At 59.6% G+C, this 23761-nt stretch carries 24 protein-coding genes; 12 read left to right on the top strand and 12 right to left on the bottom strand.

All coding sequences use genetic code 11. From position 1 onward, the window contains the following. The first annotated feature begins 6 nt into the window (after positions 1-6). The 7 genes from ispF (at position 7) to rpoS (ending at position 5924) form a co-directional block, all read left to right on the top strand. Positions 7-489, top strand: a complete 483-nt coding sequence (ispF, locus tag BMX80_RS04675; protein WP_074865724.1) for a 2-C-methyl-D-erythritol 2,4-cyclodiphosphate synthase — start codon at positions 7-9, stop codon at positions 487-489. Continuing rightward, positions 486-1547, top strand: a complete 1062-nt coding sequence (gene truD / locus BMX80_RS04670; RefSeq protein ID WP_074865720.1) for a tRNA pseudouridine(13) synthase TruD — start codon at positions 486-488, stop codon at positions 1545-1547. Before ispF ends, truD begins: the two co-directional genes overlap by 4 nt. Beyond that, the gene (gene surE / locus BMX80_RS04665; protein ID WP_074865715.1) at positions 1528-2277 is read left to right on the top strand and encodes a 5'/3'-nucleotidase SurE; all 750 of its coding nucleotides are present in this window, start codon (positions 1528-1530) and stop codon (positions 2275-2277) included. Before truD ends, surE begins: the two co-directional genes overlap by 20 nt. A gap of 8 nt (positions 2278-2285) precedes the next feature. Next, positions 2286-2951: a protein-L-isoaspartate(D-aspartate) O-methyltransferase gene (locus BMX80_RS04660; RefSeq protein WP_074865712.1), complete on the top strand. Its 666-nt coding sequence runs from the start codon at positions 2286-2288 to the stop codon at positions 2949-2951. Positions 2952-2969: 18 nt separating this feature from the next. Beyond that, positions 2970-3914, top strand: coding sequence for a polyprenyl-phosphate transporter (locus BMX80_RS04655; RefSeq protein ID WP_074865709.1), 945 nt, complete (start codon positions 2970-2972; stop codon positions 3912-3914). A 95-nt stretch (positions 3915-4009) separates the two neighbouring features. Next, positions 4010-4858 carry a peptidoglycan DD-metalloendopeptidase family protein gene (locus tag BMX80_RS04650; protein WP_074865706.1) on the top strand — a complete coding sequence of 283 codons (849 nt, stop codon included), beginning with the start codon at positions 4010-4012 and terminating at the stop codon, positions 4856-4858. Between the two features lie 85 nt (positions 4859-4943). Further along, positions 4944-5924, top strand: a complete 981-nt coding sequence (gene rpoS / locus BMX80_RS04645; protein WP_071873464.1) for an RNA polymerase sigma factor RpoS — start codon at positions 4944-4946, stop codon at positions 5922-5924. A gap of 75 nt (positions 5925-5999) precedes the next feature. Here rpoS and rnt read toward each other — a convergent pair whose 3' ends face one another. Then, positions 6000-6674, bottom strand: a complete 675-nt coding sequence (rnt, locus tag BMX80_RS04640) for a ribonuclease T (RefSeq protein WP_071873463.1) — start codon at positions 6672-6674, stop codon at positions 6000-6002. Next, positions 6671-7720 (bottom strand): dihydroorotase, encoded by a 1050-nt coding sequence (pyrC, locus tag BMX80_RS04635; RefSeq protein WP_074865703.1) that lies wholly within the window; start codon positions 7718-7720, stop codon positions 6671-6673. The genes rnt and pyrC overlap by 4 nt, the downstream gene beginning before the upstream one ends. A 44-nt stretch (positions 7721-7764) precedes the next feature. Between pyrC and BMX80_RS04630 the strand changes: the two genes are divergently transcribed. The 3 genes from BMX80_RS04630 (at position 7765) to gloA (ending at position 10684) form a co-directional block, all read left to right on the top strand. Then, positions 7765-8793, top strand: a complete 1029-nt coding sequence (locus BMX80_RS04630; RefSeq protein ID WP_407922776.1) for a flagellar protein MotY — start codon at positions 7765-7767, stop codon at positions 8791-8793. A 74-nt stretch (positions 8794-8867) separates the two neighbouring features. After that, entirely contained in the window at positions 8868-10085 is a 1218-nt protein-coding gene (locus BMX80_RS04625) for an argininosuccinate synthase (RefSeq protein ID WP_074865700.1), read from the top strand. Between the two features lie 206 nt (positions 10086-10291). Then, positions 10292-10684 (top strand): lactoylglutathione lyase, encoded by a 393-nt coding sequence (gloA, locus tag BMX80_RS04620; RefSeq protein ID WP_074865697.1) that lies wholly within the window; start codon positions 10292-10294, stop codon positions 10682-10684. A 63-nt stretch (positions 10685-10747) separates the two neighbouring features. Here the strand turns inward: gloA and BMX80_RS04615 are convergent, their stop codons facing one another. The 9 genes from BMX80_RS04615 to metG all read right to left on the bottom strand — a co-directional run bounded on the left by BMX80_RS04615 (position 10748) and on the right by metG (position 20202). Next, positions 10748-10939, bottom strand: coding sequence for a PA3496 family putative envelope integrity protein (locus BMX80_RS04615; RefSeq protein ID WP_074865694.1), 192 nt, complete (start codon positions 10937-10939; stop codon positions 10748-10750). 106 nt (positions 10940-11045) lie between these two features. Next, positions 11046-11681 carry an endonuclease III gene (gene nth / locus BMX80_RS04610; protein ID WP_074865691.1) on the bottom strand — a complete coding sequence of 212 codons (636 nt, stop codon included), beginning with the start codon at positions 11679-11681 and terminating at the stop codon, positions 11046-11048. 43 nt (positions 11682-11724) lie between these two features. Next, entirely contained in the window at positions 11725-12441 is a 717-nt protein-coding gene (locus BMX80_RS04605; RefSeq protein WP_074865688.1) for an electron transport complex subunit E, read from the bottom strand. Next, positions 12434-13072 (bottom strand): electron transport complex subunit RsxG, encoded by a 639-nt coding sequence (gene rsxG / locus BMX80_RS04600; RefSeq protein WP_071873456.1) that lies wholly within the window; start codon positions 13070-13072, stop codon positions 12434-12436. The genes BMX80_RS04605 and rsxG overlap by 8 nt, the downstream gene beginning before the upstream one ends. Before the next feature lies 1 nt (position 13073). Beyond that, positions 13074-14144 (bottom strand): RnfABCDGE type electron transport complex subunit D, encoded by a 1071-nt coding sequence (locus BMX80_RS04595; protein WP_074865685.1) that lies wholly within the window; start codon positions 14142-14144, stop codon positions 13074-13076. A gap of 10 nt (positions 14145-14154) precedes the next feature. Then, complete coding sequence (gene rsxC / locus BMX80_RS04590) at positions 14155-16686, bottom strand: electron transport complex subunit RsxC (protein WP_074865683.1); 2532 nt, start codon at positions 16684-16686, stop codon at positions 14155-14157. Beyond that, positions 16683-17264: an electron transport complex subunit RsxB gene (gene rsxB, locus BMX80_RS04585; RefSeq protein ID WP_071871967.1), complete on the bottom strand. Its 582-nt coding sequence runs from the start codon at positions 17262-17264 to the stop codon at positions 16683-16685. Before rsxB ends, rsxC begins: the two co-directional genes overlap by 4 nt. A gap of 9 nt (positions 17265-17273) precedes the next feature. Continuing rightward, complete coding sequence (gene rsxA, locus BMX80_RS04580) at positions 17274-17858, bottom strand: electron transport complex subunit RsxA (protein WP_071872147.1); 585 nt, start codon at positions 17856-17858, stop codon at positions 17274-17276. 298 nt (positions 17859-18156) lie between these two features. After that, positions 18157-20202, bottom strand: a complete 2046-nt coding sequence (metG, locus tag BMX80_RS04575; protein ID WP_074865680.1) for a methionine--tRNA ligase — start codon at positions 20200-20202, stop codon at positions 18157-18159. Between the two features lie 106 nt (positions 20203-20308). Between metG and apbC the strand changes: the two genes are divergently transcribed. Both apbC and dcd read left to right on the top strand, forming a co-directional pair. After that, a complete protein-coding gene (apbC, locus tag BMX80_RS04570) occupies positions 20309-21400 on the top strand; it encodes an iron-sulfur cluster carrier protein ApbC (RefSeq protein ID WP_074865677.1) in 1092 nt (363 codons plus the stop codon). A 94-nt stretch (positions 21401-21494) separates the two neighbouring features. Beyond that, complete coding sequence (gene dcd, locus BMX80_RS04565) at positions 21495-22061, top strand: dCTP deaminase (protein WP_071871970.1); 567 nt, start codon at positions 21495-21497, stop codon at positions 22059-22061. Positions 22062-22137: 76 nt separating this feature from the next. Here the strand turns inward: dcd and BMX80_RS04560 are convergent, their stop codons facing one another. Next, positions 22138-23736 (bottom strand): sensor domain-containing diguanylate cyclase, encoded by a 1599-nt coding sequence (locus tag BMX80_RS04560; RefSeq protein WP_074865674.1) that lies wholly within the window; start codon positions 23734-23736, stop codon positions 22138-22140. Between the last annotated feature and the right edge of the window lie 25 nt (positions 23737-23761).

The raw sequence follows: 23761 nt of genomic DNA, 5'->3' as shown, positions 1-23761 counted from the left end.
TTTTTTATGCGTATTGGGCACGGCTACGATGTACACCGCTTTGCCGAGGGGACGTTTGTCACCTTGGGCGGCGTGCAAATCCCTCACCGTTTTGGCTTGCTGGCACACTCCGATGGCGACGTGCTGCTGCACGCGCTGTGCGATGCGCTGCTCGGCGCGGCGGCGCTGGGCGATATTGGCAAGCACTTCCCCGATACCGATCCGCGCTTCAAAGGTATCGATAGCCGCGAGCTGCTGCGTCATGTGGTCAGCCTGTTGGCCGACAAGGGCTGGGCGGTGGGCAATATTGACAGCACCATCGTTGCCCAAGCGCCGAAGATGGCCCCGCATATTGACGCCATGCGCAGCAATATCGCTGCCGACCTGAACGTGGCGCTGGACGCGGTCAACGTTAAAGCCACCACCACCGAAAAACTCGGCTTTACCGGCCGCGAAGAAGGCATTGCCGTGCATGCGGTGGCCTTGCTTGTGCGAGAGGTGAAAGCATGAGCGAAGCCCTGTTAGGCCCCTTTGCCTGGGGTGGGCCGTGCGGTACCGCACAGCTGAAAGTGACTCCAGAAGACTTTCAGGTTGATGAAGTGCTGGCGCTCAGCCTGACCGGCCAAGGCGAACACATTTGGCTGTGGGTCGAGAAGCGTGGCCTGAACACCGAAGACGCCGCCCGGCGCCTCGCCAAAGCCGCTGGCTTGCCGCTGCGTGCGGTGAGTTACGCCGGCCTGAAAGATCGCCAAGCGCTGACGCGCCAATGGTTTAGCGTGCACCTGCCGGGCAAGGCCGAGCCAGATTTTGGCAGCGCCAATAACGCCCAGCTCACGGTGCTCAGCCAGCAGCGCCACAACCGCAAACTGCAACGCGGCACGCACAGCGCGAATCGCTTTATTCTCACCCTGCGCAATGTACAGGCCGATGGAGCCGCGCTAGATCAGCGCTTAGAGCAAATCCGCCAGCACGGCGTGCCCAATTACTACGGCGTGCAGCGCTTTGGTCATCACGGCAACAACCTCGTGCAAGCGCGCGAGTGCGCGGCAGAAGGCATGCTGCCGGAGGCGCGCAATATCCGCTCGCGCTTGCTCTCCACGGCGCGCAGTTATCTGTTTAACAAGGTGCTCGCCGCACGTGTGGCGGCAGGTAGCTGGAATCAAGCCTTGGAAGGCGACTTGCTGGCCTTTACCACCAGCCGCAGCTTCTTTCCCGCGACGGCTGCGGATCTTAATGACCCGCGTTTGGCTGAGCTGGATTTACACCCCACCGCACGCCTGTGTGGCGCCGGTGAGCAAGCCATTAGCGGCGCGCCGCTGGCGTTAGAGCAAAGCGCATTGGCCGGTGAAGAAGCCCTGCAAGACTGGTTAGTCAAAGCGGGCTTGCAGCACGAACGGCGCATTATGCGCCTCCCCATTGCGGCGCTGGCGTGGCATTATCTGGCGCCTGATCAACTGCAACTTAATTTTGTCCTGCCTGCCGGTTGTTTTGCCACGGCTGTGGTACGCGAGCTGTTAGATGTCGCGCCAACCCAGGCAAACGGTGAACATGCGCATACTGATTTCTAACGACGACGGCGTTAACGCCCCCGGCCTAGCCGCGCTACATGGCGCGCTAGCAGGCTTGGGCGAGCGCTACGTAATCGCCCCCGAGCAAGACAAAAGCGGCGCCAGCAGCTCGTTAACGCTCGACCGTCCGCTGCACCCCACGCGATTGGATAACGGCTTTATTAGTCTCAATGGCACGCCCACCGATTGCGTGCACTTGGGCCTCAATGGTTTGCTCGATCCGGTGCCCGAGATGGTGGTGTCAGGGATTAACTTGGGCGCCAACCTAGGCGACGATGTGTTGTATTCCGGCACGGTGGCCGCCGCCTTAGAAGGGCGTTTTCTCGATCGTCCGGCGATGGCTTTCTCGCTGTTGTCGCGCCAAGTGGATAACCTGCCGACCGCCGCACATTTCGCCCGCTTATTGGTGCAAGCCCATGCACAGCTGGACTTGCCGCCGCGCACTGTGCTCAACGTCAATGTGCCGAATCTGCCGCTAGAACGGGTGAAGGGCATCATGCTCACTCGTCACGGCCATCGCGCCCGCGCCGCCGCACCCGTCAAAGTGGTGAACCCGCGCGGTAAAGAAGGCTACTGGATTTCCGTGGCCGGTGATGGCGAAGACGCTGGCGAAGGCACCGACTTCCACGCGGTGATGCAGGGCTATGTGTCGGTCACCCCGCTACAAATTGATAAAACCCATTATTCCGTGTTCGCAGCAGTCGAAGACTGGCTTGACGGCCTGTCTTGAGGAGAACGATGGACAAGTTCGATATCCGCGGTATTGGCATGACTTCGCAACGTACTCGCGAGCGCTTAATCGAGCGCCTGTACGAAGAAGGCCTGTCTAATGCACGTGTGCTAGAGGCGATACGTCGCACGCCGCGCCATCTGTTTATTGATGAGGCGTTGTCGCACCGCGCATACGAAGACACCGCCTTGCCCATCGGGCATAACCAGACTATTTCGCAGCCTTACATTGTGGCGCGTATGACTGAGCTACTGCTGAAAAGCGGGCCGATCGACAAAGTGCTGGAGATCGGTACCGGCAGCGGCTATCAAACCGCGATTCTGGCCCAAGTGGCCGAGCGAGTGTTTTCCGTCGAACGCATCCAGCCGCTGCAAGAGCGCGCCAAAGCGCGTTTGGCCGAGCTGAACCTGCGCAACATCGTGTTCCGCTTTGGCGATGGCTGGGAAGGCTGGAACGCTCTGGCGCCGTATGACGCCATCATCGTCACCGCTGCCGCCAGCGAAGTGCCCCAAGCGTTGAAAGACCAACTGGCCGAAGGCGGACGGATGATTCTGCCGGTGGGGCAGGGCGAGCAACAGGAGCTGCTGTTGGTGGTGCGCGAAGGTGACACCTTCCATCAGCATGTGCTGGAAAGCGTTAAATTTGTGCCGTTACTGACCGGCACCCTCAGTTAATCCGTAGCGAGACACAGGATGTCCATCAATAAAACTCAGGCCGTCTTGGTCTATTTGCGTGGCATGGCCATGGGCGCCGCCGATGTAGTGCCCGGCGTATCCGGCGGCACCATCGCCTTTATTACCGGTATTTACGACACCTTATTAGCTGCCTTGAGCAATGCCCCCAAGGCGCTGCTGTTGCTGCTGCGCGGGCAAGTGGTGCAGGCCTGGCAAACGGTGAACGCGACCTTTCTGCTGCTGCTGTTTGCCGGCATCTTAACCAGCGTGTTTTCGCTGGCGAAGCTGATTACTTGGCTCATGGCTACGCACCCGATTCCCTTGTGGTCGTTCTTCTTCGGGCTGATCTTAGTGTCCAGCTATCTGGTGGGCCGCGAAATTCCGCGCTGGAATGCTGCGGTGGTCGGCATGTTTGCCCTAGGTGCCGGCTTTGCCTACTGGATTACCGTCGCTGAGCCGTTGGCGTGGGGCTCCGACCCGTTAAGCTTGTTTTGCGCCGGCGCGATTGCCATTTGCGCGATGATTCTGCCGGGCATCTCCGGTAGTTTTCTGCTCTTGCTGATGGGCTTGTACCCCACTGTGATTGCCGCGGTGAAAAGTTTGGATATCGGCTTCTTGGCGGTTTTCGCAGCCGGTTGTTTGTTTGGTTTGCTGGCGTTTGCCAAGTTGCTGCACTGGTTGCTGCAGCGCTTTCGCGCGGCTGCCTTGGCGTTTTTAACTGGGCTGATGCTCGGTTCGCTGAATAAAGTCTGGCCTTGGAAAGAAGTGCTGCAATGGATCACCGACCGCCACGGCGAGCAGCGCCCCTTGCTGGAGGCCAACCTCTGGCCGTGGCAGTTCAGCGCCACAGGGCACGACGCGCAGCTGGCGTTGGCACTGGTGATGGCGGTGCTGGGGGTTGTGTTAGTGCTGGCGCTGGAATGGGTGGCGGCACGCTTACGCGGCACTGGTGCGGCGAGCTAATTTCTGCACAATACGCACACGCTGAAGGCAGGGCTTTTTTGCCCCTGCCGCTCAAGCTGGCACAATAAGCATAATTCGCAGCAGGGGGAGTCGGCGTGCAAGCAAACGCACGGTGGCAAGGTTCATTGAATAAAGCACTGGTGCTGGCTGGCTTAGCCGGTCTGCTGGTCGCCTGCTCGTCGCCGGCGCCACGCCCTGTGCCGGTGGTGGACCGTAACTCCAGCGTGCCGCTGCGTGCCCCGATTACCCAAGGCGTGCACACCGTGCAGCGTGGCGACACGTTATATTCGATTGCCTTTCGTTATGGCTGGGACTGGAAACAGCTCGCCATGGCCAACGGCATGCGCCCGCCCTATACGATTTACCCCGGCCAGCAGATTCGCTTTGATGGCCGCCCGGCTGCCTCAGCGCCAGTGATGGTGCAGTCGACCACTCGTCCGTCAAATCCTACCGTTAGTCAGCCTGCCCCCGCGCCGGTCAGTAAGCCTGTTGCGGCACCGGCACCTGTACAAAAACCTGCACCGGCGCCTGCGCCACGCCCTGCGGGCACGCCTCCGGCCATGCCAAGTATGTCGTCAGGCTGGCAATGGCCGACGACCGGGCAGGTCATTGGTCGGTTTGGCTCAAACGGCAGTTTGAATAAAGGAATTGATATCAATGGGCAATTAGGCCAGCCTGTAAATGCCGCAGCCGATGGCGCTGTGGTCTACGCAGGAAGTGGCTTACGCGGCTATGGTGAACTCATCATCATCAAGCACAGTGACACTTTCGTCAGCGCATACGGGCACAATCGTAGGCTGCTGGTAAAAGAAGGTCAGCGCGTCAAGTCCGGCCAACAGATAGCTGAAATGGGTTCTACCGGAACCGATCAGGTGAAGCTCCACTTCGAGATTCGCCAGAACGGTAAACCAGTCGACCCCCTAAGGTTTCTGCCCCGCCGCTAAATCGTCTTGTGTAGGGTCGGACTCTGGTAACCAGGGAAACGGTCGCTGGGGTCCGCGTGTCGAACTCAACACAGGACAATAAAAAATGGCACTCAAAAAGAAAGCGCCAGAGTTTGACAGCAGTGACGAAGTAATGGTTTTGGATGCGCCCAAAGCAAACAAAACCGCTGCCACTGCCACCAAGAAGTCTGGCACCGCCCGTCGTCGGCAGCACAAGCATGTCGATTTCAGTCGCGCCCTAGACGCCACCCAGCTGTATCTCAACGAGATTGGCTTTTCACCCTTGCTGACCCCGGAAGAAGAAGTGCATTACGCGCGCTTAGCGCAGCGTGGTGACCCGGCTGGCCGCAAGCGGATGATCGAAAGCAATCTGCGTTTGGTGGTGAAAATCTCCCGTCGTTATGTCAATCGTGGCTTGTCGCTGCTCGATCTGATCGAGGAAGGCAATCTGGGCTTGATTCGCGCGGTAGAAAAGTTTGATCCCGAGCGTGGTTTCCGTTTCTCGACGTACGCCACATGGTGGATTCGTCAAACCATCGAACGGGCGATCATGAATCAGACGCGCACCATCCGTCTGCCGATTCATGTCGTTAAAGAGTTGAATGTTTACCTGCGTGCTGCGCGTGAACTGACGCAAAAGCTTGATCATGAGCCTTCTGCCGAAGAGATCGCCCACCTGCTGGATAAGCCGGTGGAAGATGTGCAGCGCATGTTGGGCTTGAATGAGCGGGTAACCTCGGTGGATGTCACCTTAGGTGGGGACTCTGACAAAACCCTGTTGGATACCCTGACCGATGAGCAGCCGACCGACCCCTGCGAGCTTCTGCAGGACGATGACTTGTCGAGCAGCATTGATGCTTGGTTGTCTGACTTGACCGAAAAACAGCGTGAAGTGGTGATTCGCCGCTTTGGTCTGCGCGGTCATGAGTGCAGTACGTTAGAAGAAGTGGGCCAAGAGATCGGCCTGACCCGTGAGCGGGTGCGCCAGATTCAGGTGGAAGCACTGCGTCGCATGCGGGAGATTTTTGAAAGCAATGGTTTGTCCAGTGAGGCCGTCTTTAACTAAGAAGGCCATAATCTTGGAGGACAAACGCCCCTTAATTGGGGCGTTTTGCTTTCTGGCGTTGCTGTGTGGCTAGGATCAGTCCTGCAGCCAACCGCCGAGTTCTTTCCAGCGATTGACGATGGCGCAGAACAGCTCGGCGGTTTTTTCAGTGTCGTAGCGGGCCGAGTGAGCCTCACGGTTATCGAACGCCACGCCAGCGCTTTGGCATGATTTGGCCAGTACCGTTTGCCCGTAAGCCAGGCCCGACAAGGTCGCGGTGTCGAAGCTGGAGAATGGGTGGAACGGATTACGCTTAATGCCGCAGCGATTAACCGCCGCATTTAAGAAGCCTTGGTCAAAACTGCTGTTATGCCCCACCAGTACCGCACGCTTACAGCCATTACGCTTCAGCGCCTTGCGCACGTTGCGGAAGATTTCGCCCAGCGCGTGCTCTTCGCTCACTGCCATGCGCAGGGGGTGGTCGAGCTTAATGCCGGTGAAATCCAGCGCGGCCTGTTCGATATTGGCGCCTTCAAAGGGCTCAATGCGGAAGAAAATCGCTTCTTCGGGATAGAGCAGGCCGCTGTCGTCCATGGCAATCGGCACGGCGGCGATTTCTAACAAGGCATCGGTAGCGGCGTTAAAGCCGCCGGTTTCCACATCGACCACCACCGGCAAAAAACCGCGGAAGCGGCGTGCCATGGCGGGTTTGTCGAGGTCGTCAAACTCACCGGCGCTGTCCAGTGCATCTTCGAAACTTTCTTCGCTCATGCGACACCTCCGTCAAGCAGCTTCCAGCGCAGGGTTTCGCCGGCGCGCAGCGGAATCACTTGCTGATCGCCAAAGGGCAGGCTGGCCGGAGCTTGCCAGTCTTCGCGCACTAAGGTGATGGTGTCGCTGTGGCGCGGCAGACCATAGAAGTCTGGACCAAAGAAGCTGGCGAAGCCTTCTAGCTTGTCCAGTGCGTTCATCTGCTCAAACGCTTCGGCATACAGCTCAATGGCCGCGTAGGCGGTGTAACAGCCGGCGCAGCCGCAAGCCGCTTCTTTAGCGTGCTTGGCGTGCGGGGCTGAGTCGGTGCCCAAGAAGAACTTCGGGTTGCCGCTGGTGGCGGCTTCCAACAGCGCTTGCTGATGGGTGTTGCGCTTTAAAATCGGCAGGCAGAAGAAGTGCGGGCGAATGCCGCCAACCAGCATGTGGTTGCGGTTGTACAGCAGGTGGTGCGCGGTGATAGTAGCGCCCACATTGGCCGGCGCTTCGCGTACAAAGGCCACGGCATCGGCGGTGGTGATGTGCTCAAACACCACTTTAAGGGTCGGGAAGCGCTCAATCACGCGGCGCAGGTGTAGGTCGATAAACACCTTTTCGCGGTCAAACACGTCGATATCTGCCGTGGTCACTTCGCCGTGTACCAACAGCGGCAAACCCACCTCGGCCATGGTTTCCAGTACGGCGAAAATATTGTCGATCAGCGTCACGCCGGAGTCAGAGTTGGTAGTCGCGCCGGCGGGGTACAGCTTGGCGGCATACACATAACCGCAGGCTTTGGCAGCGCGAATATCGTCTGGGCTGGTTTGGTCGGTGAGGTAGAGCACCATCAGCGGCTCAAAAGCGCTGCCGGCAGGGCGCTGAGCAAGAATGCGTTCGCGATATTCGCCAGCTTGCGCGGCGTTTTTTACCGGCGGCACCAAGTTCGGCATGATGATGGCGCGGCCAAAGGTGCGCGCAACGTCGGCAACGGTCTGTTGCAAGGCAGCGCCGTCGCGCAGGTGGATGTGCCAGTCGTCGGGGCGAACCAGGGTCAGGCGCTCGGTCATGGGCTTCTCTGCTTAGCTTTTATCAGGGCTTGAATCAGGCGCAAATGCTACCGGAAAAGCCTGCTAGCGGCCATGCGCGTGCCGACTGTCGCTTGCGCGGTAAAGATCGACGCCGCTTGGCCGATAGCCATGCTAAGCCTGAATTTGTGGAGTTCGTCGTGAACCGCGTACTCACCGGGATGCTGCTGTGCTGGTCGCTACCGAGCATGGCGCTGACCTTTCAAACTCGACTGGAAAACGCGAGCTGGGAAGCCAGCGGCGATCAGTTTGAGTGCCGTCTCAGTCAAAATGTGCCCGACTTTGGGGTCGGCGAATTCGCGCGCCGTGCCGGCGAGCCAACGGTATTCCGCCTAAAACCCCGTGAGCCGAGCATCAAGGCTGGCCGCGCCATGCTGTTCGCAGCGGCGCCGTACTGGCGGCCTGCGCTGCGCGATATTGCCTTGGGCAGCGTGTTGCTCAATGAAGGCGACGTGCTGTTCACCTCCGACGACCAGCAGGCCGGCCGCTTGCTCACCGGCTTTATGGAAGGCCGCGTTGCGGCGGTGAAGCAGATGCAGTGGAAGGGCGGCATGCCGGTAGAGGTGCGCATGCTGGCGACCAATTTTATGACGCCCTACAACGACTACTTAAAGTGCGTCGCTGGGCTGTTGCCGGTGAATTTCGACCAGATTAAAAGCAGCATCATTGGTTTTCCCGGCGGTGGTTATGACCTCGAAGAAGTCGGCCGCGCCAAGCTGGAAATCATCGCCGATTACTTAAAGGCCGACCCCAGCGTGACGCGGGTGATCCTCGAAGGGCACTCCGATAACAGTGGCAATCGCTTGCTCAACCGCGACTTGTCGCGCCGGCGCGCCTTGGCCGTGGGGGAATACTTAAAAGCCTTGGGCATTCCCGAAGAGCGCATGCTGATTCGCTTCTTGGGCGAACGTCAGCCATTGGTGCCGAATAACTCCGCCGCTAACCGCGCGAAGAACCGCCGCGTGGGCCTAGAGCTCAGTCGAGTGCCGGTTGCAGAGCAGACCTTAGTACCGCCGGCCAGCGGTGATGCCGAGCAGGCCACACTGTCGGATTGACGTGGTGGCTGAGATTTCTGTCGCACCCGTGTAAAATGCCCGCCTTTGTGTTTGTGCGCGGGAGTTCTCACGGCATGTCCGAAATCAATAAAGTGGTACTGGCTTACTCGGGTGGTTTGGATACCTCAGTCATCCTTAAGTGGCTGCAAGATACCTACAACTGCGAAGTGGTGACCTTCACCGCCGATCTGGGCCAAGGTGAAGAAGTCGAGCCAGCGCGTGCTAAGGCACAAGCGCTGGGCGTGAAAGAAATCTATATCGAAGACCTGCGCGAAGAATTCGTGCGTGACTTCGTGTTCCCGATGTTCCGCGCCAACACCATCTACGAAGGCGAGTACCTGCTGGGTACCTCCATCGCGCGTCCGCTGATCGCTAAGCGCTTGATCGAGATCGCCAACGAAACCGGCGCTGACGCCATTTCTCACGGCGCCACCGGCAAAGGCAACGACCAAGTGCGTTTCGAGCTGGGCGGTTATGCGCTGAAGCCGGGTGTGAAAGTGATTGCTCCGTGGCGTGAGTGGGATCTGCTCTCGCGTGAAAAGCTGATGGATTACGCCGAGAAGCACGGTATTCCGATTGAGCGTCACGGCAAGAAAAAGTCGCCGTACTCGATGGACGCCAACTTGCTGCACATCTCCTACGAAGGCGGCGTGCTGGAAGATACGTGGACCGAGCACGAAGAAGACATGTGGCGCTGGACTAAGTCGCCAGAAGCCGCTCCAGATCAGCCGACCTATATTGAACTGACCTACCGCAAGGGCGATATCGTCGCCATCGACGGCGTCGACATGAGCCCGGCCACTGTGTTGGCGCACCTGAACAAGATCGGTGGCGAGAACGGCATTGGCCGTTTGGACATCGTGGAAAACCGCTACGTGGGCATGAAGTCGCGTGGCTGCTACGAAACCCCCGGCGGCACCATCATGCTGCGTGGCCACCGCGCGATTGAGTCGATCACCCTCGACCGCGAAGTGGCGCACCTGAAAGACGAGCTGATGCCGCGTTACGCCAGCCTGATCTACAACGGCTACTGGTGGAGCCCTGAGCGCACCATGCTGCAGCAGATGATCGACGCTTCTCAGGCCAATGTGAACGGCGTTGTGCGTATGAAGCTGTATAAGGGCAACGTGACTGTGGTGGGCCGTAAGTCGGATGACTCACTGTTCGATGCCAACATCGCCACCTTCGAAGAAGACGGCGGTGCTTACAATCAGGCCGATGCGGCGGGCTTTATTAAGCTCAACGCCCTGCGTCTGCGGATTGCCGCTGGTAAAGGGCGCGACCTGCTGTAAGGCGGCTTGATTGAATGGCTGCACGGCCCAATCACGGCGTTGTGCGGTGCTCGCAATCTCGCCCACCAACAGGTATGTCTCGGTTGCTGCGCTCCGTACGCCTTGTGCTTGAGTCGTTCGCCGATTCACTCAGCGCCTCCTAAGCTATGACGAGTGAACACAAAGCCTCGGTGATCCCGAGGCTTTGTCATTTAAGGAGAACCAACATGCGTTTACTGCACACCATGCTGCGCGTGGGTGACTTGGATAAATCCATCGCCTTTTACACAGAGGTGCTGGGGATGACCCTACTGCGCCGCAAAGACTACCCCGAAGGGAAGTTCACCCTGGCGTTTATTGGCTACGGCAACGAAGCCGAAAACACCGTGATTGAGCTGACCCATAACTGGGACATCGAGCGCTACGATTTGGGCAATGGTTATGGCCATATCGCCCTAGAGGTGCAGGATGTCTACAAGGCTTGCGAAGATATTCGCGCGCGTGGCGGCAAGATCACCCGTGAGCCGGGGCCGATGCTGCATGGCACGAGTATTCTGGCCTTTGTCGAAGACCCCGATGGCTACAAGATTGAGCTGCTGTCGCCCAAGCGAGCCGATTAAGCCTGAATCTAAACAACAACCCCGCCAGCTGGCGGGGTTGTTGTTTAGGGCTTAGCCAGCGCCTCAGTCGAAGTCGTAATCGCTGATTTGCTTCTGTAAACGCCGTTCGGCAAGCATGTTGTCGATCTGCCGACGCTTGGTCAGGTTGTTGCTTTTACTGTTGGCACTGCTGCTGGTTTCAGCGGCTTTGCTGTCGTTGTCATCATCGCCATCGAAGCTATCTTCGAAGTCGATATCGGAATCGCTGCCTGCCATAACGGACTCCTTAAAGATCAAGGGCTTTTCGGCGTCCTTATAACGACAAAGTACGAGCGCGACAAAAAGTTTTTTTTAATCAAAAAAAACAAATTTCAAGCTTTTTTTAATCAATGCTCTTTTGCTTGAACTCGCAGAGGTCTTCGATGCGACAGCTGCCGCATTGTGGCTTACGGGCTTTGCACACGTAGCGGCCATGCAGAATCAGCCAGTGATGGGCATCTAGCAGGAAATCTTTGGGCACAAACTTGAGCAGTTTTTTCTCCACTTCCAGCACGTTTTTACCCGGTGCAATGCCGGTGCGGTTGCTGACGCGGAAGATATGCGTATCCACCGCCATCGCCGGCTGGCGAAAGGCGGTGTTGAGCACCACGTTGGCGGTTTTACGCCCGACGCCGGGCAGCGCTTCGAGCGCCTCGCGGGTATCCGGCACTTGGCTGTTATGCCGCTCGACCAGCAAGCGGCAAGTCTCGATAACGTTCTTGGCTTTGCTGGGGTACAGGCCGATGGTTTTGATGTATTCGCAGAGGCCCTCATAGCCCAAGGCATAGATGGCCTCTGGCGTGTTGGCGACGGGGAACAGCTTGGCGGTGGCCTTGTTCACCCCCACGTCGGTGGCTTGCGCCGAGAGAATCACCGCAATCAGTAGCTCGAAGGCGTTGCTGTAGGCCAGCTCGGTAGTCGGGTTGGGGTTGTCGGCGTGCAGGCGCTGAAAGATTTCCAGGCGTTTGGCGGCGTTCATCGGCAGGCTCGCAAGCGGTGTGGGCTGGGCTGGGCCCAGCTGGTTATTCGATCACCCCGGTGACGCGCACCCGACGGCTAACTTTCGGGGCGTCCACGGCGGCGGCTTTGGCACGGGCTTCGAGACGGTCGTCGATGATGTTTTTCAGCGCGATCAACAGACCCAATACCAAGAAGGCGCCCGGCGGCAGAATCGCCAGTAAGAAGCCTTGGTAGCTCGCGCCAAAGGGCTGCATGGTCCAACCACTGGCCATCGGGCCCAGGAGCAGCTGCATATTGGCGAACAGCGTGCCGCTGCCCAGTAGCTCGCGCAGCATGCCGATAGCCAGCAGCACGGCGCCGAAGCCAACGCCCATCATAAAACCGTCGAGGGCGGCGTGGCTCACCGGGTTCTTCGCCGCAAACGCATCGGCGCGGCCGAGGATGATGCAGTTGGTGGTGATCAACGGAATAAAAATACCGAGGATCTGGTACAGCTCGTAAGTAAAGGCCTGCATCAGCAGTTCGGTGCAGGTGGTCAGCGCGGCGATGATCATCACAAACGCGGGCAAACGCACGGCGTCGGTAACCGCCGAGCGAATCAGCGATACGGCGATGTTCGAGCAGGTCAGTACCAAGGCGGTGGCGAGCGCTAGGCCTAAGGCGTTGACCGTCGAGTTAGTCACCCCCAGCAGCGGACATAAGCCGAGTAGCTGTACTAGACCGGGGTTGTTCTTCCACAGGCCGTTAACGGTGATGTCGCGAAAGCTGGTGTTAGCCACGAGGTTTTTCCTCCGTTACGGCGAGCAGCGGTTGGCGCTCGCGGGCGAAGTACTGCAGGGCGCGCTGCACGGCGCCGACCACCGCGCGCGGGGTGATTGTCGCACCGGCGAAGGCATCAAACTGGCCGCCGTCTTTTTTCACCGCCCAGCCGCTCTCGTTGGGATTGGTGAGGCTTAGGCCGTTAAAACCGAGAATCCACGGTGTTTTGCTCAGCTCGATCTTATCGCCAAGTCCCGGGGTTTCTTTGTGACTGACCACGCGCACGCCGGCCAAGGTGCCGTCGGCGTTGATCGCCACCAGCAACTGGATTGAGCCGCTGTAGCCATCGGGCGCGGTCACCGGCAGGATCACGGCGCTGACTTGGCCGTTCAGGCGCGCACGGTTGGCCTCAAGCGGACGGCGATTGCCCAGCAGTGGGTCGACCGCCAAGGGCAGGGTGTCGGCGAGCATGTCGTTGTCATGCCGCTCGCTGGGGATGAGCTCATTCAGCGCCTTGTGCTGTGCCTCGCGCTCGGCGGCAGCGATGCGCTCGGCGGTGCCGAGCTTGATCGCCGCCACACTGCCCACCGTGGCTATGGCAAATGCGCCGAGAATCAGGCTGTTGCGAATAATCGAAGAACCCGTCTGCATCTCAGTTACCTAGGTTCGGGCCGCGGCTGGGCGAGCTGTGCCCGTAGGTGCGCGGTCGGGTGTAGTAGTCGATGGTCGGCGCGGCAAGGTTCATCAGCAGCACGGCAAAGGCCACGCCGTCGGGATAACCGCCCCACGTGCGGATGATGTACACCAAGGCGCCGACGCACAGGCCAAAGATAAAACGGCCCTTGTTACTGGTGGCGCCGGAGACTGGGTCGGTGACGATGAAAAACGCGCCGAGCATAGTGGCGCCGGTGAGTAGGTGAAACAGCGGCGAACCATTGGAGTCCGAGCCCGAGCCACTCCAGAACAGCAGGCTCATTACGCTGAGGCCCAGTAGCATGCCCACCGGCGCATGCCACGTGATGATATGACGAGCTAGCAGATACAGACCGCCGGCGAGAAACGCCAGATTCACCGCCTCGACGCCGCGACCGCCCAGCCAACCAAATTCCGGGTGGCTAGCCCACAGCTCGCTGATGGTTAGGCTGTTATTGATCTTCAGGGTATCCAGCGCCGTGGCGTGTGCCCAAGCATCTGGCAGACCAGCGCCGCCGGCGAAGATGCGCACGATGGCGTCCCACAGGCCCAAGGTGGGTTGGATCGCGCCGTTGGTGAGCAGCGCCATGTCGCGTGCAGCGGGCCAGCTGGTCATCTCTACCGGGAAGGAAATCAGCGCCACCACGTAGCCGAGCATGGCCGGGTTAAACGGGTTCTGGCCAAGGCCGCCAAATAAGTGCTTACCAAAGATCATGGCAAAGCCCACGGCAATCAGGGTGAGCCACCACGGCGCGAAGGGCGGCAGTGCCATGGCCAGCAGCACAGCGGTGACCACGGCGCTGCCATCTTGCAGGAAGAAGCTCAGCGGGCGACGGCGGGCCAGCAGCACCAGCGCTTCGAAGCTTAGGGCCAAGGCACTGGCCCAGAGCAGGTTGATTAAGGTGCCAAAACCAAATAGCCACGTCAGGGCGAGAATGCCCGGCAGACAAGCCAAGAGGACATGCAGCATCACCGTTTGGGTACGGTTGCGGCCGTGGGCGTGGGGCGAGGTAATGCGTAGCAGCGCCATGGGTGCTCCGTTATTCGGTCAGTTCGGCCAGTGCGGCTTCGGCAGCGCTGATGCGTGCCTGTGCCTCGCTGACGGCCGCTTGCGCGTCGGCATCGCCGGCCTCTAAGGCGCGCTGGGCTTTTTTCAGCGCAGCGCGGGCCAGGGCCAGTTCGGTTTTGCGCTGACGGGTTTGTTCATCGACACCGCTTTTGTTCACCAGCACATGCTCGGGGGCGGGTTTGTTGCTGCTGTTTTCGGCGCTGTGCAGCGCGGCTTCGGCCTCTTGCAGGGCTTGTTGCAAGCTCTGTAACTCGGCTTCGTCGGCGCCGGCTTTCTCGGCCTTTTTCAGTTGGGCGCGGGCCATGGCCAGTTGCACTTTGGCTTTTTTCAGCGCGTCGACGTTGTTGTTCGCAGGTGCTGCTGCGGCCGGTGCGCTGGGTGCTTGTTCAAGTGCAGCTTGGGCTTGTACGGCTTGCGCCAGTGCTTGCTGGAGCTGCTCGATCTCTTCCTGTTGCTCGGCACTCGGTGCCTCACCGGCGGCTTTCTCAGCTTTCTTCAGCTGCGCACGGGCCATGGCGGTTTGGATCTTGGCTTTTTTCAGCGCGTCGACGGTGTCGTTGGCGGCTGGTGCGGCGGCCGGTGCGCTCGGTGCTTGTTCTAGCGCGGCTTGGGCTTGTTCGGCCTGCGCGAGGGCTTGCTGGAGTTGCTCGATCTCTGTCTGTTGCTCGGCGCTCGGTGCTTCGCCGGCGGCTTTCTCAGCTTTCTTCAGCTGGGCACGAGCCATGGCGGTTTGGATCTTGGCCTTTTTCAGCGCTTCCGTGTTGTCGCTGGCTGCCGGGGCAGGCGCTGCGGGGGCGCTGGCGACTTGTTGCTCCAGCTGGCTCAGCGTCTGCTCGGCTTTGCTCAGTGCATCGCGCAGCTCGGCGACTTGGCTTTGCAGCTCAGGCGTGTCGTTGGCGGCGAGTTGTTTCTCGGCTTTTTTCAGCTGGGCGCGGGCCATCGATACTTCGATCTTGGCCTTCTTCTGCGCATCGCTTAAACCGGCGCTGGCGCTTTGTGCCTGCACGCGGGCGATGTCGGCCTGCGGGGTGTCGGCGGCTTGCGCCTGCTCGGCTTTTAGCGCAGCGGCGCGTTCAAGGCGGGCTTTGCGTTCGGCTTCTTTGCGCTCTTCTTCCAGACGCAGGCGCTCTTGGCGATTTTCAAAGCGTACCTTGGAGTGCTCGGCCTTCTGGTGCTTTTGTTCCAGCTCGCGAATTTCGCCCTTGGCGGCGCGGTAGTACTGCACCAACGGGATGCTCGACGGGCACACATAGGCGCAGGCGCCGCACTCGATGCAGTCGAACAGGTGCTGGGCCTTGAGCTGCTCGTACTCCTTGCCTTGGGCGAAGAAGAACAGCTGCTGCGGCAGCAGGCTGGCCGGGCAGGCGTGCATGCATTCGCCACAGCGAATACACGGCTGCGCTGGCGCTGGGGTGGGTAGCTCGCGGCTATCGCCGGCCAACAGGCAGTTGGTGGTTTTCACCACCGGCACGTCGAGGTTGGGCAGGGTAAAGCCCATCATCGGGCCGCCCATCACCAAGCGCTGTAATTGCTGCGGGTTAAAGCCGGCGTAATCCAGCAAGTCGCGCACAGGTGTGCCGATCAGGCACTCGACGTTCTGCCGACGCGCCAGTGCAGCGCCAGTCAGGGTGGTGATGCGGCTGATCAGCGGGCGACCTTCGAGCACCGCGCGGGCAATCGCCTCGCAGGTGCCGACGTTCTGGCAAACGATGCCGATATCTGCCGGTAAGCCACCTGTCGGTACTTCGCGGCCGGTAAGAATTTGGATCAGCTGTTTTTCGCCGCCGGACGGGTATTTAGTCGGGAACACCACGACCTTGATCGGCGTGCCGCTGGTGGCCATGCGCAGCGCGGCGATGGCTTGCGGCTTGTTGTCCTCGATGCCGAGTAAGACTTCTTGCGGCTTGAGTATATGCATGAGGATGTCGATGCCGCTGACGATGGCATCGGCGCGCTCGCGTATCAGCATGTCGTCGGCGGTGATGTACGGCTCGCACTCGGTGCCGTTAATCACCAGTGTGTGCAGCTTGTCTTGGCGCCGCGCGCTGAGTTTTACCGCGCTGGGAAAGCCTGCACCGCCAAGGCCGGCGATACCGCTCTGGCGGATGATTTCGAGCAGCTCAGCGGGCTCGCACTCACGGAAATCGGCGACTGGGGTAAACGGCTGTGCTTCATCCAGACCATCGGTGTCGATGACGATGGCCTCTTCCAATAGGCCCGATACATGCGGGTACGGCGCAGGGCCAATAAAACTCACGGTGCCGGAGGTCGGTGCATGCACTGGCACGCTGACAAAGCCATCGGCCTTGGCGATCACTTGGCCTTTCAGCACCCGCTCACCGATGGCGACGCACGGCAACGCCGGCGCGCCAATGTGCTGGGCCAGCGGCAGGATCAGCTGCTTGGGCAGCGGCGCTTGGGCAATCGGTGTGGCGGTGCTTTCGTGCTTGTGCTCGGCGGGGTGAATGCCGCCGGGAATCGGCCAAATACGCTGGGCGGTCATGCAGCTTCTCCTCGTCCAGCGTCGGTGGCGATCAGTTGTGGGGCTTGGTTGGGCAGCTGCCATTTCCAGTTTTTGCTGGTGGTCGGTAGCGGCACCATGTCGATGCAATCCACCGGGCAGGGCTCGACGCACAGGTCGCAGCCGGTACATTCGCTGGCGATCACGGTGTGCATCTGCCGCGCGGCGCCGACGATGGCATCAATCGGGCAGGCTTGAATGCACTTAGTGCAGCCGATGCATTCGGCCTCGCGAATCACCGCGACCATCGGCGGCTTCTCGCCACCTTCGGCGTCTAGCGGTTCCGGCTCGACATCCAGCAGATCGGCCAGCGCTTGCACAGTGGCTTGGCCGCCGGGTGGGCACTTGTTGATCTTGTCGCCGCCGGCAATGGCTTCGGCGTAGGGCTTGCAGCCGGGGTAGCCGCATTGACCGCACTGGGTTTGCGGTAGCAGGCCGTTGATCTGCTCGACAATCGGGTTGCCTTCCACGCGGAAGCGGATGGCGGCGTAGCCGAGCACAGCGCCGCACACTAAACAGATGGCGAGCAGGGCGAGTACGGCGGAAATCAGTAGTGACATGGCGCCTCCTTACAGCTTGACTAGGCCGGAGAAGCCCATAAAGGCCAGCGACATTAAACCTGCGGTGATCATGCCAATCGCCGCGCCCTGAAACGGCTTGGGCACGTCGGCAATGGCGATGCGCTCACGCATGGCGGCGAACAGCACCAGCACCAGCGAGAAGCCAATCGCCGCGCCAAAACCATAAATGGCTGCCTTGGCGAAGGTTTGCTCCAGCTTGTTGGCGTTTAACAGTGCCACGCCGAGAACTGCGCAGTTGGTGGTGATCAGCGGCAAGAAAATACCCAGCACGCGGTACAGCAGAGGGCTGGTTTTGTGCACCACCATCTCGGTGAACTGCACCACCACGGCAATCACCAAGATAAATGCGATGGTGCGCAGAAATTCGATATCCAGCGGCTTGAGGATGTACTCCTGCACCAGATAACTGCAGATGGCCGCAAGCGTCAGCACAAAGGTGGTGGCCAACGACATGCCAATGGCGGTTTCGAGCTTTTTCGACACGCCCATAAACGGGCATAAGCCAAGAAACTGCACCAAGACAAAGTTGTTGACCAGAATCGAGCTGACCAAGATGAGGGCGAATTCAGTCACAAGCGGGCTACCCACAGTTGAGTCGGTGTGAACCGGCGCGGCGCACGGCACAAAGCCGCTTATTATCGGGGATGGGGTTTATGCCATTCAAGCCGATATGCTTTTAGTTTTAAGAGCTGGTAGGAATAAGCTTAGAGGGATACTGGTTTAATTGGTGAACAACACAGTGATTGGGCTGTGCAGCCAGTAAAACAGTGTTCCTCGAGGGCTTATCGCTGTTTTCAAGCATAGCCGTGCACAGGCTAAGTGCATTTGAGCCCGCGCAAGGCGGGCTCAAATAGCGATGGCGCAAGGCGTGTTACATCACCCGCTGACCCGGCTTAGCGCCGTTGTCGGGGCTGAGCAGGTGGATTTCGCTACCGCCGGGGCCGGCGGCCAGTACCATGCCTTCGCTGATGCCGAACTTCATTTTGCGTGGCGCAAGGTTCGCCACGTACAAGGTCAGGCGGCCTTGCAGGTCTTCGGGCTTATAGGCGCTCTTGATGCCGCTGAAGACGTTGCGCTTAACGCCGCCTAAGTCGAGGGTCAGGCGCAGCAGTTTGTCGGCGCCCTCAACGTGTTCGGCTTTTTCGATTAAGGCGATGCGCAGGTCGACGGCGGCAAAGGCGTCGAAGTTGATTTCCGCGGCCAGCGGTTCTTTCTCCAGTTCGCCATTGCTGATGACAGGGGCGGCGGCTTCGGCGGCGAGATCTTCTTTGCTGGCTTCGGTCATGGCGTCAATTTTCGCAGGTTCGATACGGGAGAGCAGGGCGCTGAACGGGTTTAAGGTGTGCTCGTCTAATGAGCTGGCCAAGTCGGCCCACGTCAGCGGTGCGACATTCAAGAAGGCTTCGGCATCGGCGGCCAGTTTAGGCAGCACGGGCTTGAGCAGAATCACCAACTGGCGGAACAGGTTTACCCCCAGTGCGCAGATGGCCTGCACTTCGGCTTGCTTGCCTTCTTGCTTGTTCAGTGCCCACGGCGCTTTGTCGGCGATGTAGGCGTTGGCGCGGTCGGCCAAGGCCATGATTTCGCGCATCGCGCGGGAGAAATCGCGCGCTTCATAGGCGTCGGCAATGCTTGGCGCAGCGTCTTGGAAGGCGGCCCACAGCTCAGGCTCTTGCGCGGTGCTGCCAGCGACCAGCACGCCGTTATTGCCTTTGTGGATAAACCCAGCGCAGCGGCTGGCGATGTTGACCACTTTGCCGACCAGATCAGAGTTGACCTTCTGCACGAAGTCTTCGAGGTTCAGGTCCAGATCGTCCACGCTCTTGCTGAGTTTGCTGGCGTAGTAGTAACGCAGGTACTCAGGGTTGAGGTGATCAAGATAAGTACGCGCCTTGATAAAGGTGCCGCGCGACTTGGACATCTTCTGCCCGTTAACCGTCAGGTAGCCGTGCACGTTGATCGCGCTGGGTTTGCGGAAACCCGCGCCTTCGAGCATCGCCGGCCAAAACAGGGCATGGAAGTTGACGATGTCTTTACCGATGAAGTGGTACAGCTCGGCGGTGGAGCCCTCGGCCCAATAGCTGTCGAAGTCCAGCTCGTTACGTTTGGCGCAGAGGTTTTTGAAGCTGGCCATGTAGCCAATCGGCGCATCCAGCCACACGTAGAAGTACTTGCCTGGCTCGCCGGGAATCTCAAAACCGAAATACGGCGCATCGCGGCTGATGTCCCACTCCTGCAGGCCGGCATCCAGCCATTCGGCCAGCTTGTTGGCCACCGACTCTTGCAGGGTGCCCGAGCGCGTCCAGTCTTGGAGCATGGCCTCGAAGTCGGGCAGCTTGAAGAAGAAGTGCTGCGACTCTTTGAGCACCGGCGTAGCGCCGGAAATGGCCGAGCGCGGGTTCTTCAGCTCGGTCGGCGCGTAGGTGGCGCCGCACTTTTCGCAGTTGTCGCCGTATTGGTCCTCAGCCGCGCACTTGGGGCAGGTGCCTTTAATAAAGCGGTCGGCGAGGAACATGCCCTTTTCAGGGTCGAAATACTGGGTTACCGCGCGGGTAGCGATGTGGCCTTTGTCGCGCAGGCGGGTGTAGATCAGGCTCGACAGCTCGCGGTTTTCTTCGCAGTGGGTGGAGTGGTAGTTGTCGAAATCCACCAAGAAGTCGGCGAAGTCGGCCATGTGTTCGGCACGCACGCCGTCGATCAGTTGCTCGGGGGTAATCCCTTCGCGCTCGGCGCGCAGCATGATGGCCGAGCCGTGCGCATCGTCGGCGCACACGTAGGTGGCGGTGTGGCCACGCAGTTTCTGGAAACGTACCCAGATATCGGTCTGGATGTACTCCAGCATGTGCCCCAAGTGAATCGAGCCGTTGGCGTAGGGCAGGGCGCTGGTAACGAGAATCTTGCGGGAGGTATCGGACATGGGAACACATCGCCAGAAGCTGAAAATCAAGCGCGGAACTTTACCACAGCCGTGCTGCTAGGGTCTGGTAGCATGCGCAGCAGTTTTCTTTGCTTTGAGGTGTGCCATGTCGACGGTCAGTCGTGATGCGGTGATGGCGGTGTTAAGCCAGTACCAAGACCCCTACCTGAACAGCAACCTGTTTGCTGCCGGTTGCTTGCGCGAGCTAACGGTGGACGAGCAGGGCGTGAAGGCGCATTTCAGCTTGCCGTACCCGGCGGGTTTGCAGACCACCGGCGTGGCGCAAATGCTCGAAATGATGCTCTCTGCGCAATTAGAAGTGGCCGCGCAGATTCGTATCGATTGGCAGGTCAGCGCCGGGCGCACACAAGTGCAAGTGCTGGGCATGCAGGGCATTAAGAACATCATCGCCGTGGCTTCCGGCAAGGGCGGGGTGGGTAAAAGCACCACCGCCGCCAATCTGGCCCTTGCGCTGGCGCGCGATGGCGCCAAAGTCGGCCTGTTGGATGCAGACATTTACGGCCCCAGCCAAGGCATTTTGTTTGGCATTGCCGAGGGCACTAAGCCGGCCGTCAAAGATGAGAAATACTTTGTGCCACTGACTGCGCACGGTATCGAGCTGATGTCGATGGCGTTTCTGGTGGATGACAAAACGCCGATGGTCTGGCGCGGGCCTATGGTGTCCGGCGCTTTGCTGCAGCTGATCACGCAAACCGCGTGGAGTGAGCTGGATTACTTGGTGGTGGATATGCCGCCGGGCACCGGCGACATTCAGCTGACCTTAGCGCAAAAGGTGCCGGTGGCCGGTTCGGTGATCGTCACTACGCCGCAAGACCTCGCCCTGCTGGATGCTAAGAAAGGCATCGAGATGTTCAGCAAGGTGCATATCCCTGTGCTGGGCGTGGTGGAAAACATGGCGGTGCATATTTGCTCTAACTGCGGGCATAGCGAGCATCTGTTTGGCGAAGGCGGCGGCGAGCGCTTAGCGCAGCAATATGGAGTGGAGCTGTTGGCCTCGTTGCCGCTGTCGATTCTGATTCGTGAGCAAGCCGATGGCGGCAAGCCGACTGTGTTGGCTGAGCCGGAATGCCAGATCAGCATGATCTACCAAGACTTGGCGCGGCATGCCACGGCGCGCTTGGCGGCGCTGAATGCGCAAGCGCCGGCGATGCCGACGATTGAAGTGAGCGACGATTAAGCAACACAAATACCCGTGGCCTGTTGCGCGGCTTGGCCGCGCGCGGCCTAGGGGCTAAGATGCAGACCGTTTTTTATCGAGTGTGGACACAGCCATGAGCATTAAGTCGGACCAGTGGATTCGCCGCATGTCGCAGCAACACGGCATGATTGAGCCCTTTGTTGAGCGTCAGGTACGCGACGCTGGCGACCAGCGGGTGATTTCTTACGGTGTGTCCAGCTATGGCTACGACGTGCGCTGCGCCAACGAGTTTAAGGTGTTCACCAACATCCACTCGGCGGTGGTCGACCCGAAGAACTTCGACGAGAAGAGCTTTGTCGATATTCAAAGCGATGTGTGCATCATTCCGCCCAACTCGTTTGCCTTGGCCCGCACCGTGGAGTACTTCCGCATTCCGCGTAACGTGCTGACCATCTGCTTGGGCAAGAGCACCTACGCGCGTTGCGGCATTATCGTTAACGTCACGCCGCTGGAGCCTGAGTGGGAAGGCCACGTGACGTTGGAGTTCTCCAACACCACCAACCTGCCAGCGAAGATTTACGCCAACGAAGGCGTGGCGCAGATGCTGTTCTTTGAATCGGACGAAGTGTGCGAAGTGTCGTACCGCGACCGTGGCGGCAAGTATCAAGGCCAGACCGGCGTAACGCTGCCCAAAGCCTAAGATTGCTTGATGCGCGTTTAGTCAACGCCGTGGCCAGTGCCACGGCGTTGTTGTTTTTGCTAGGTGGCTGCGCGGTTTAACTTAGCGTGCTGGCCGTGGCCACTTGGTTGCGGCCTTGTTGCTTGGCGCGATACAGCGCTTGGTCGGCGCGGCTGAATAGGCTGTCGGCATTGTTGTCGCTGTGCTCTAGCTGGGCGATACCGGCACTTAATGTGATGTGGATGGTTTGCCCGTCAAACAGCAGCGGTTGGCTTTCGAGTTGTGAGCGTAAGCGGTCGACAAACAGGGCCGCGCCCGACAATGCCGTTTCTGGCAGTACCAAACCAAATTCTTCGCCGCCTAAGCGAGCCAGCAAGTCGCTTTGCCGTAGGCCACTGTTGAGTAAGTTGGTGGTGTGGCACAACGCGGCATCGCCCGCCGCGTGGCCGTAGCGGTCGTTGAGTTGCTTAAAGTGATCGAGGTCAAGCACCGCCAAACACAGCGGGCGCTGGTAGCGGCGCGCGCGTTCTATCTCATGCGGCAAGGTCAGGCTAAAGCGCCGGCGGTTGGGGATGCCGGTTAAATAGTCGCGGCTGGCTTGCTCCAGTAGCTCTTGGTTAAGCCGCTCTAGTGCTTGGTTGGAAAGGGTGAGGTTGTCGGCTTGTTGTAAGGTTTTTAGCCGATAAATGAGGGCGGCGGTGAGTGCCCACGCGAGCAAAAAGGACAGCAGCAATAGCCATAAGTTAAGCCGCGCAATGCCTTCATCGAGGCGTTTAAGGGTGGGAAGGTCGGATGTCACGTGCACCGTCATATTGGTGTAGGGGTCGGTATGGCTGACCCAGAGGTAACACTCGCCGGGGCGGTCGCTGCGTTGCCATAAGGTGTGGCCCATGAACGCGAGGCGGTTAAAGGGCAGTGGCATGAAAGTGTCGCGCTTATAACGGGCCAATAACTGCGCGCTGGATAGCTGATTGGCCAGTGCATCCGGCAGGCGCAGGTAAGTTAGGCTGGGGTCGTTGGCGATAATCACTACGCCCAGTTCATCGCTGATAAAGCCTTGTACACCGCGTAATAGTTGTTGCAGTTGCGTGCTGGTAAGGCGCGTAGCCACTACGCCCAGCGCGGTATCGCCACTGTGTACTTGTGATGAAAAGTACAGGCCGGGGGTGTTGGTTTGCCGCCCCACGACAAACTGCCGGCCTTGCTGAGCTTGCATGGCGGCGGTGAAGTATTCGCGGTCGCTGTAGTCGGTGCCTATCAAGCTTTCCTCTTGCTCGTAGTTGCTGCTGGCCACGGCAATGCCTTGTTTATCCAATACCCAGATCAGGTCCGGTTCGCTGCGTTGAGTGAGCTGTTCGAGCCACTGACTGGTTTGCTGGGTGTCTTGCTTGCCGGTCAGTAGGTCGCGCACATCTTGGCTGCTGGCTAATGCTTCGGGCAGGTCGTTGAGCAGGTGGTAGCTGCGGGCAAGGTTGAGCGCGGCGCCCTCGGCGTCTTTCTGGATGGCTGCCCACTCGATATCCAGCAGGCGCTGCGCTTCGCTGTCTTGGTAGTAGCGCATGCCTTGCTGAGCCAACAAATAAATCAGCGCAAACGGCAGCCAAGCAAGGCACAGCGTGGCGAGACGAGGGGAATGGGTCAGCCATTGGCTGAAGCGGCGGCTGAACGCACGGGCGTTGCCCGACTCATGCGACATAGGCGACTCTCGCAGATCAGGCAGT

It is taken from the genome of Atopomonas hussainii, assembly GCF_900109735.1.
In the GTDB taxonomy this organism is placed as follows: domain Bacteria; phylum Pseudomonadota; class Gammaproteobacteria; order Pseudomonadales; family Pseudomonadaceae; genus Atopomonas; species Atopomonas hussainii.
This window is presented reverse-complemented; position numbering and strand designations above follow the sequence as displayed.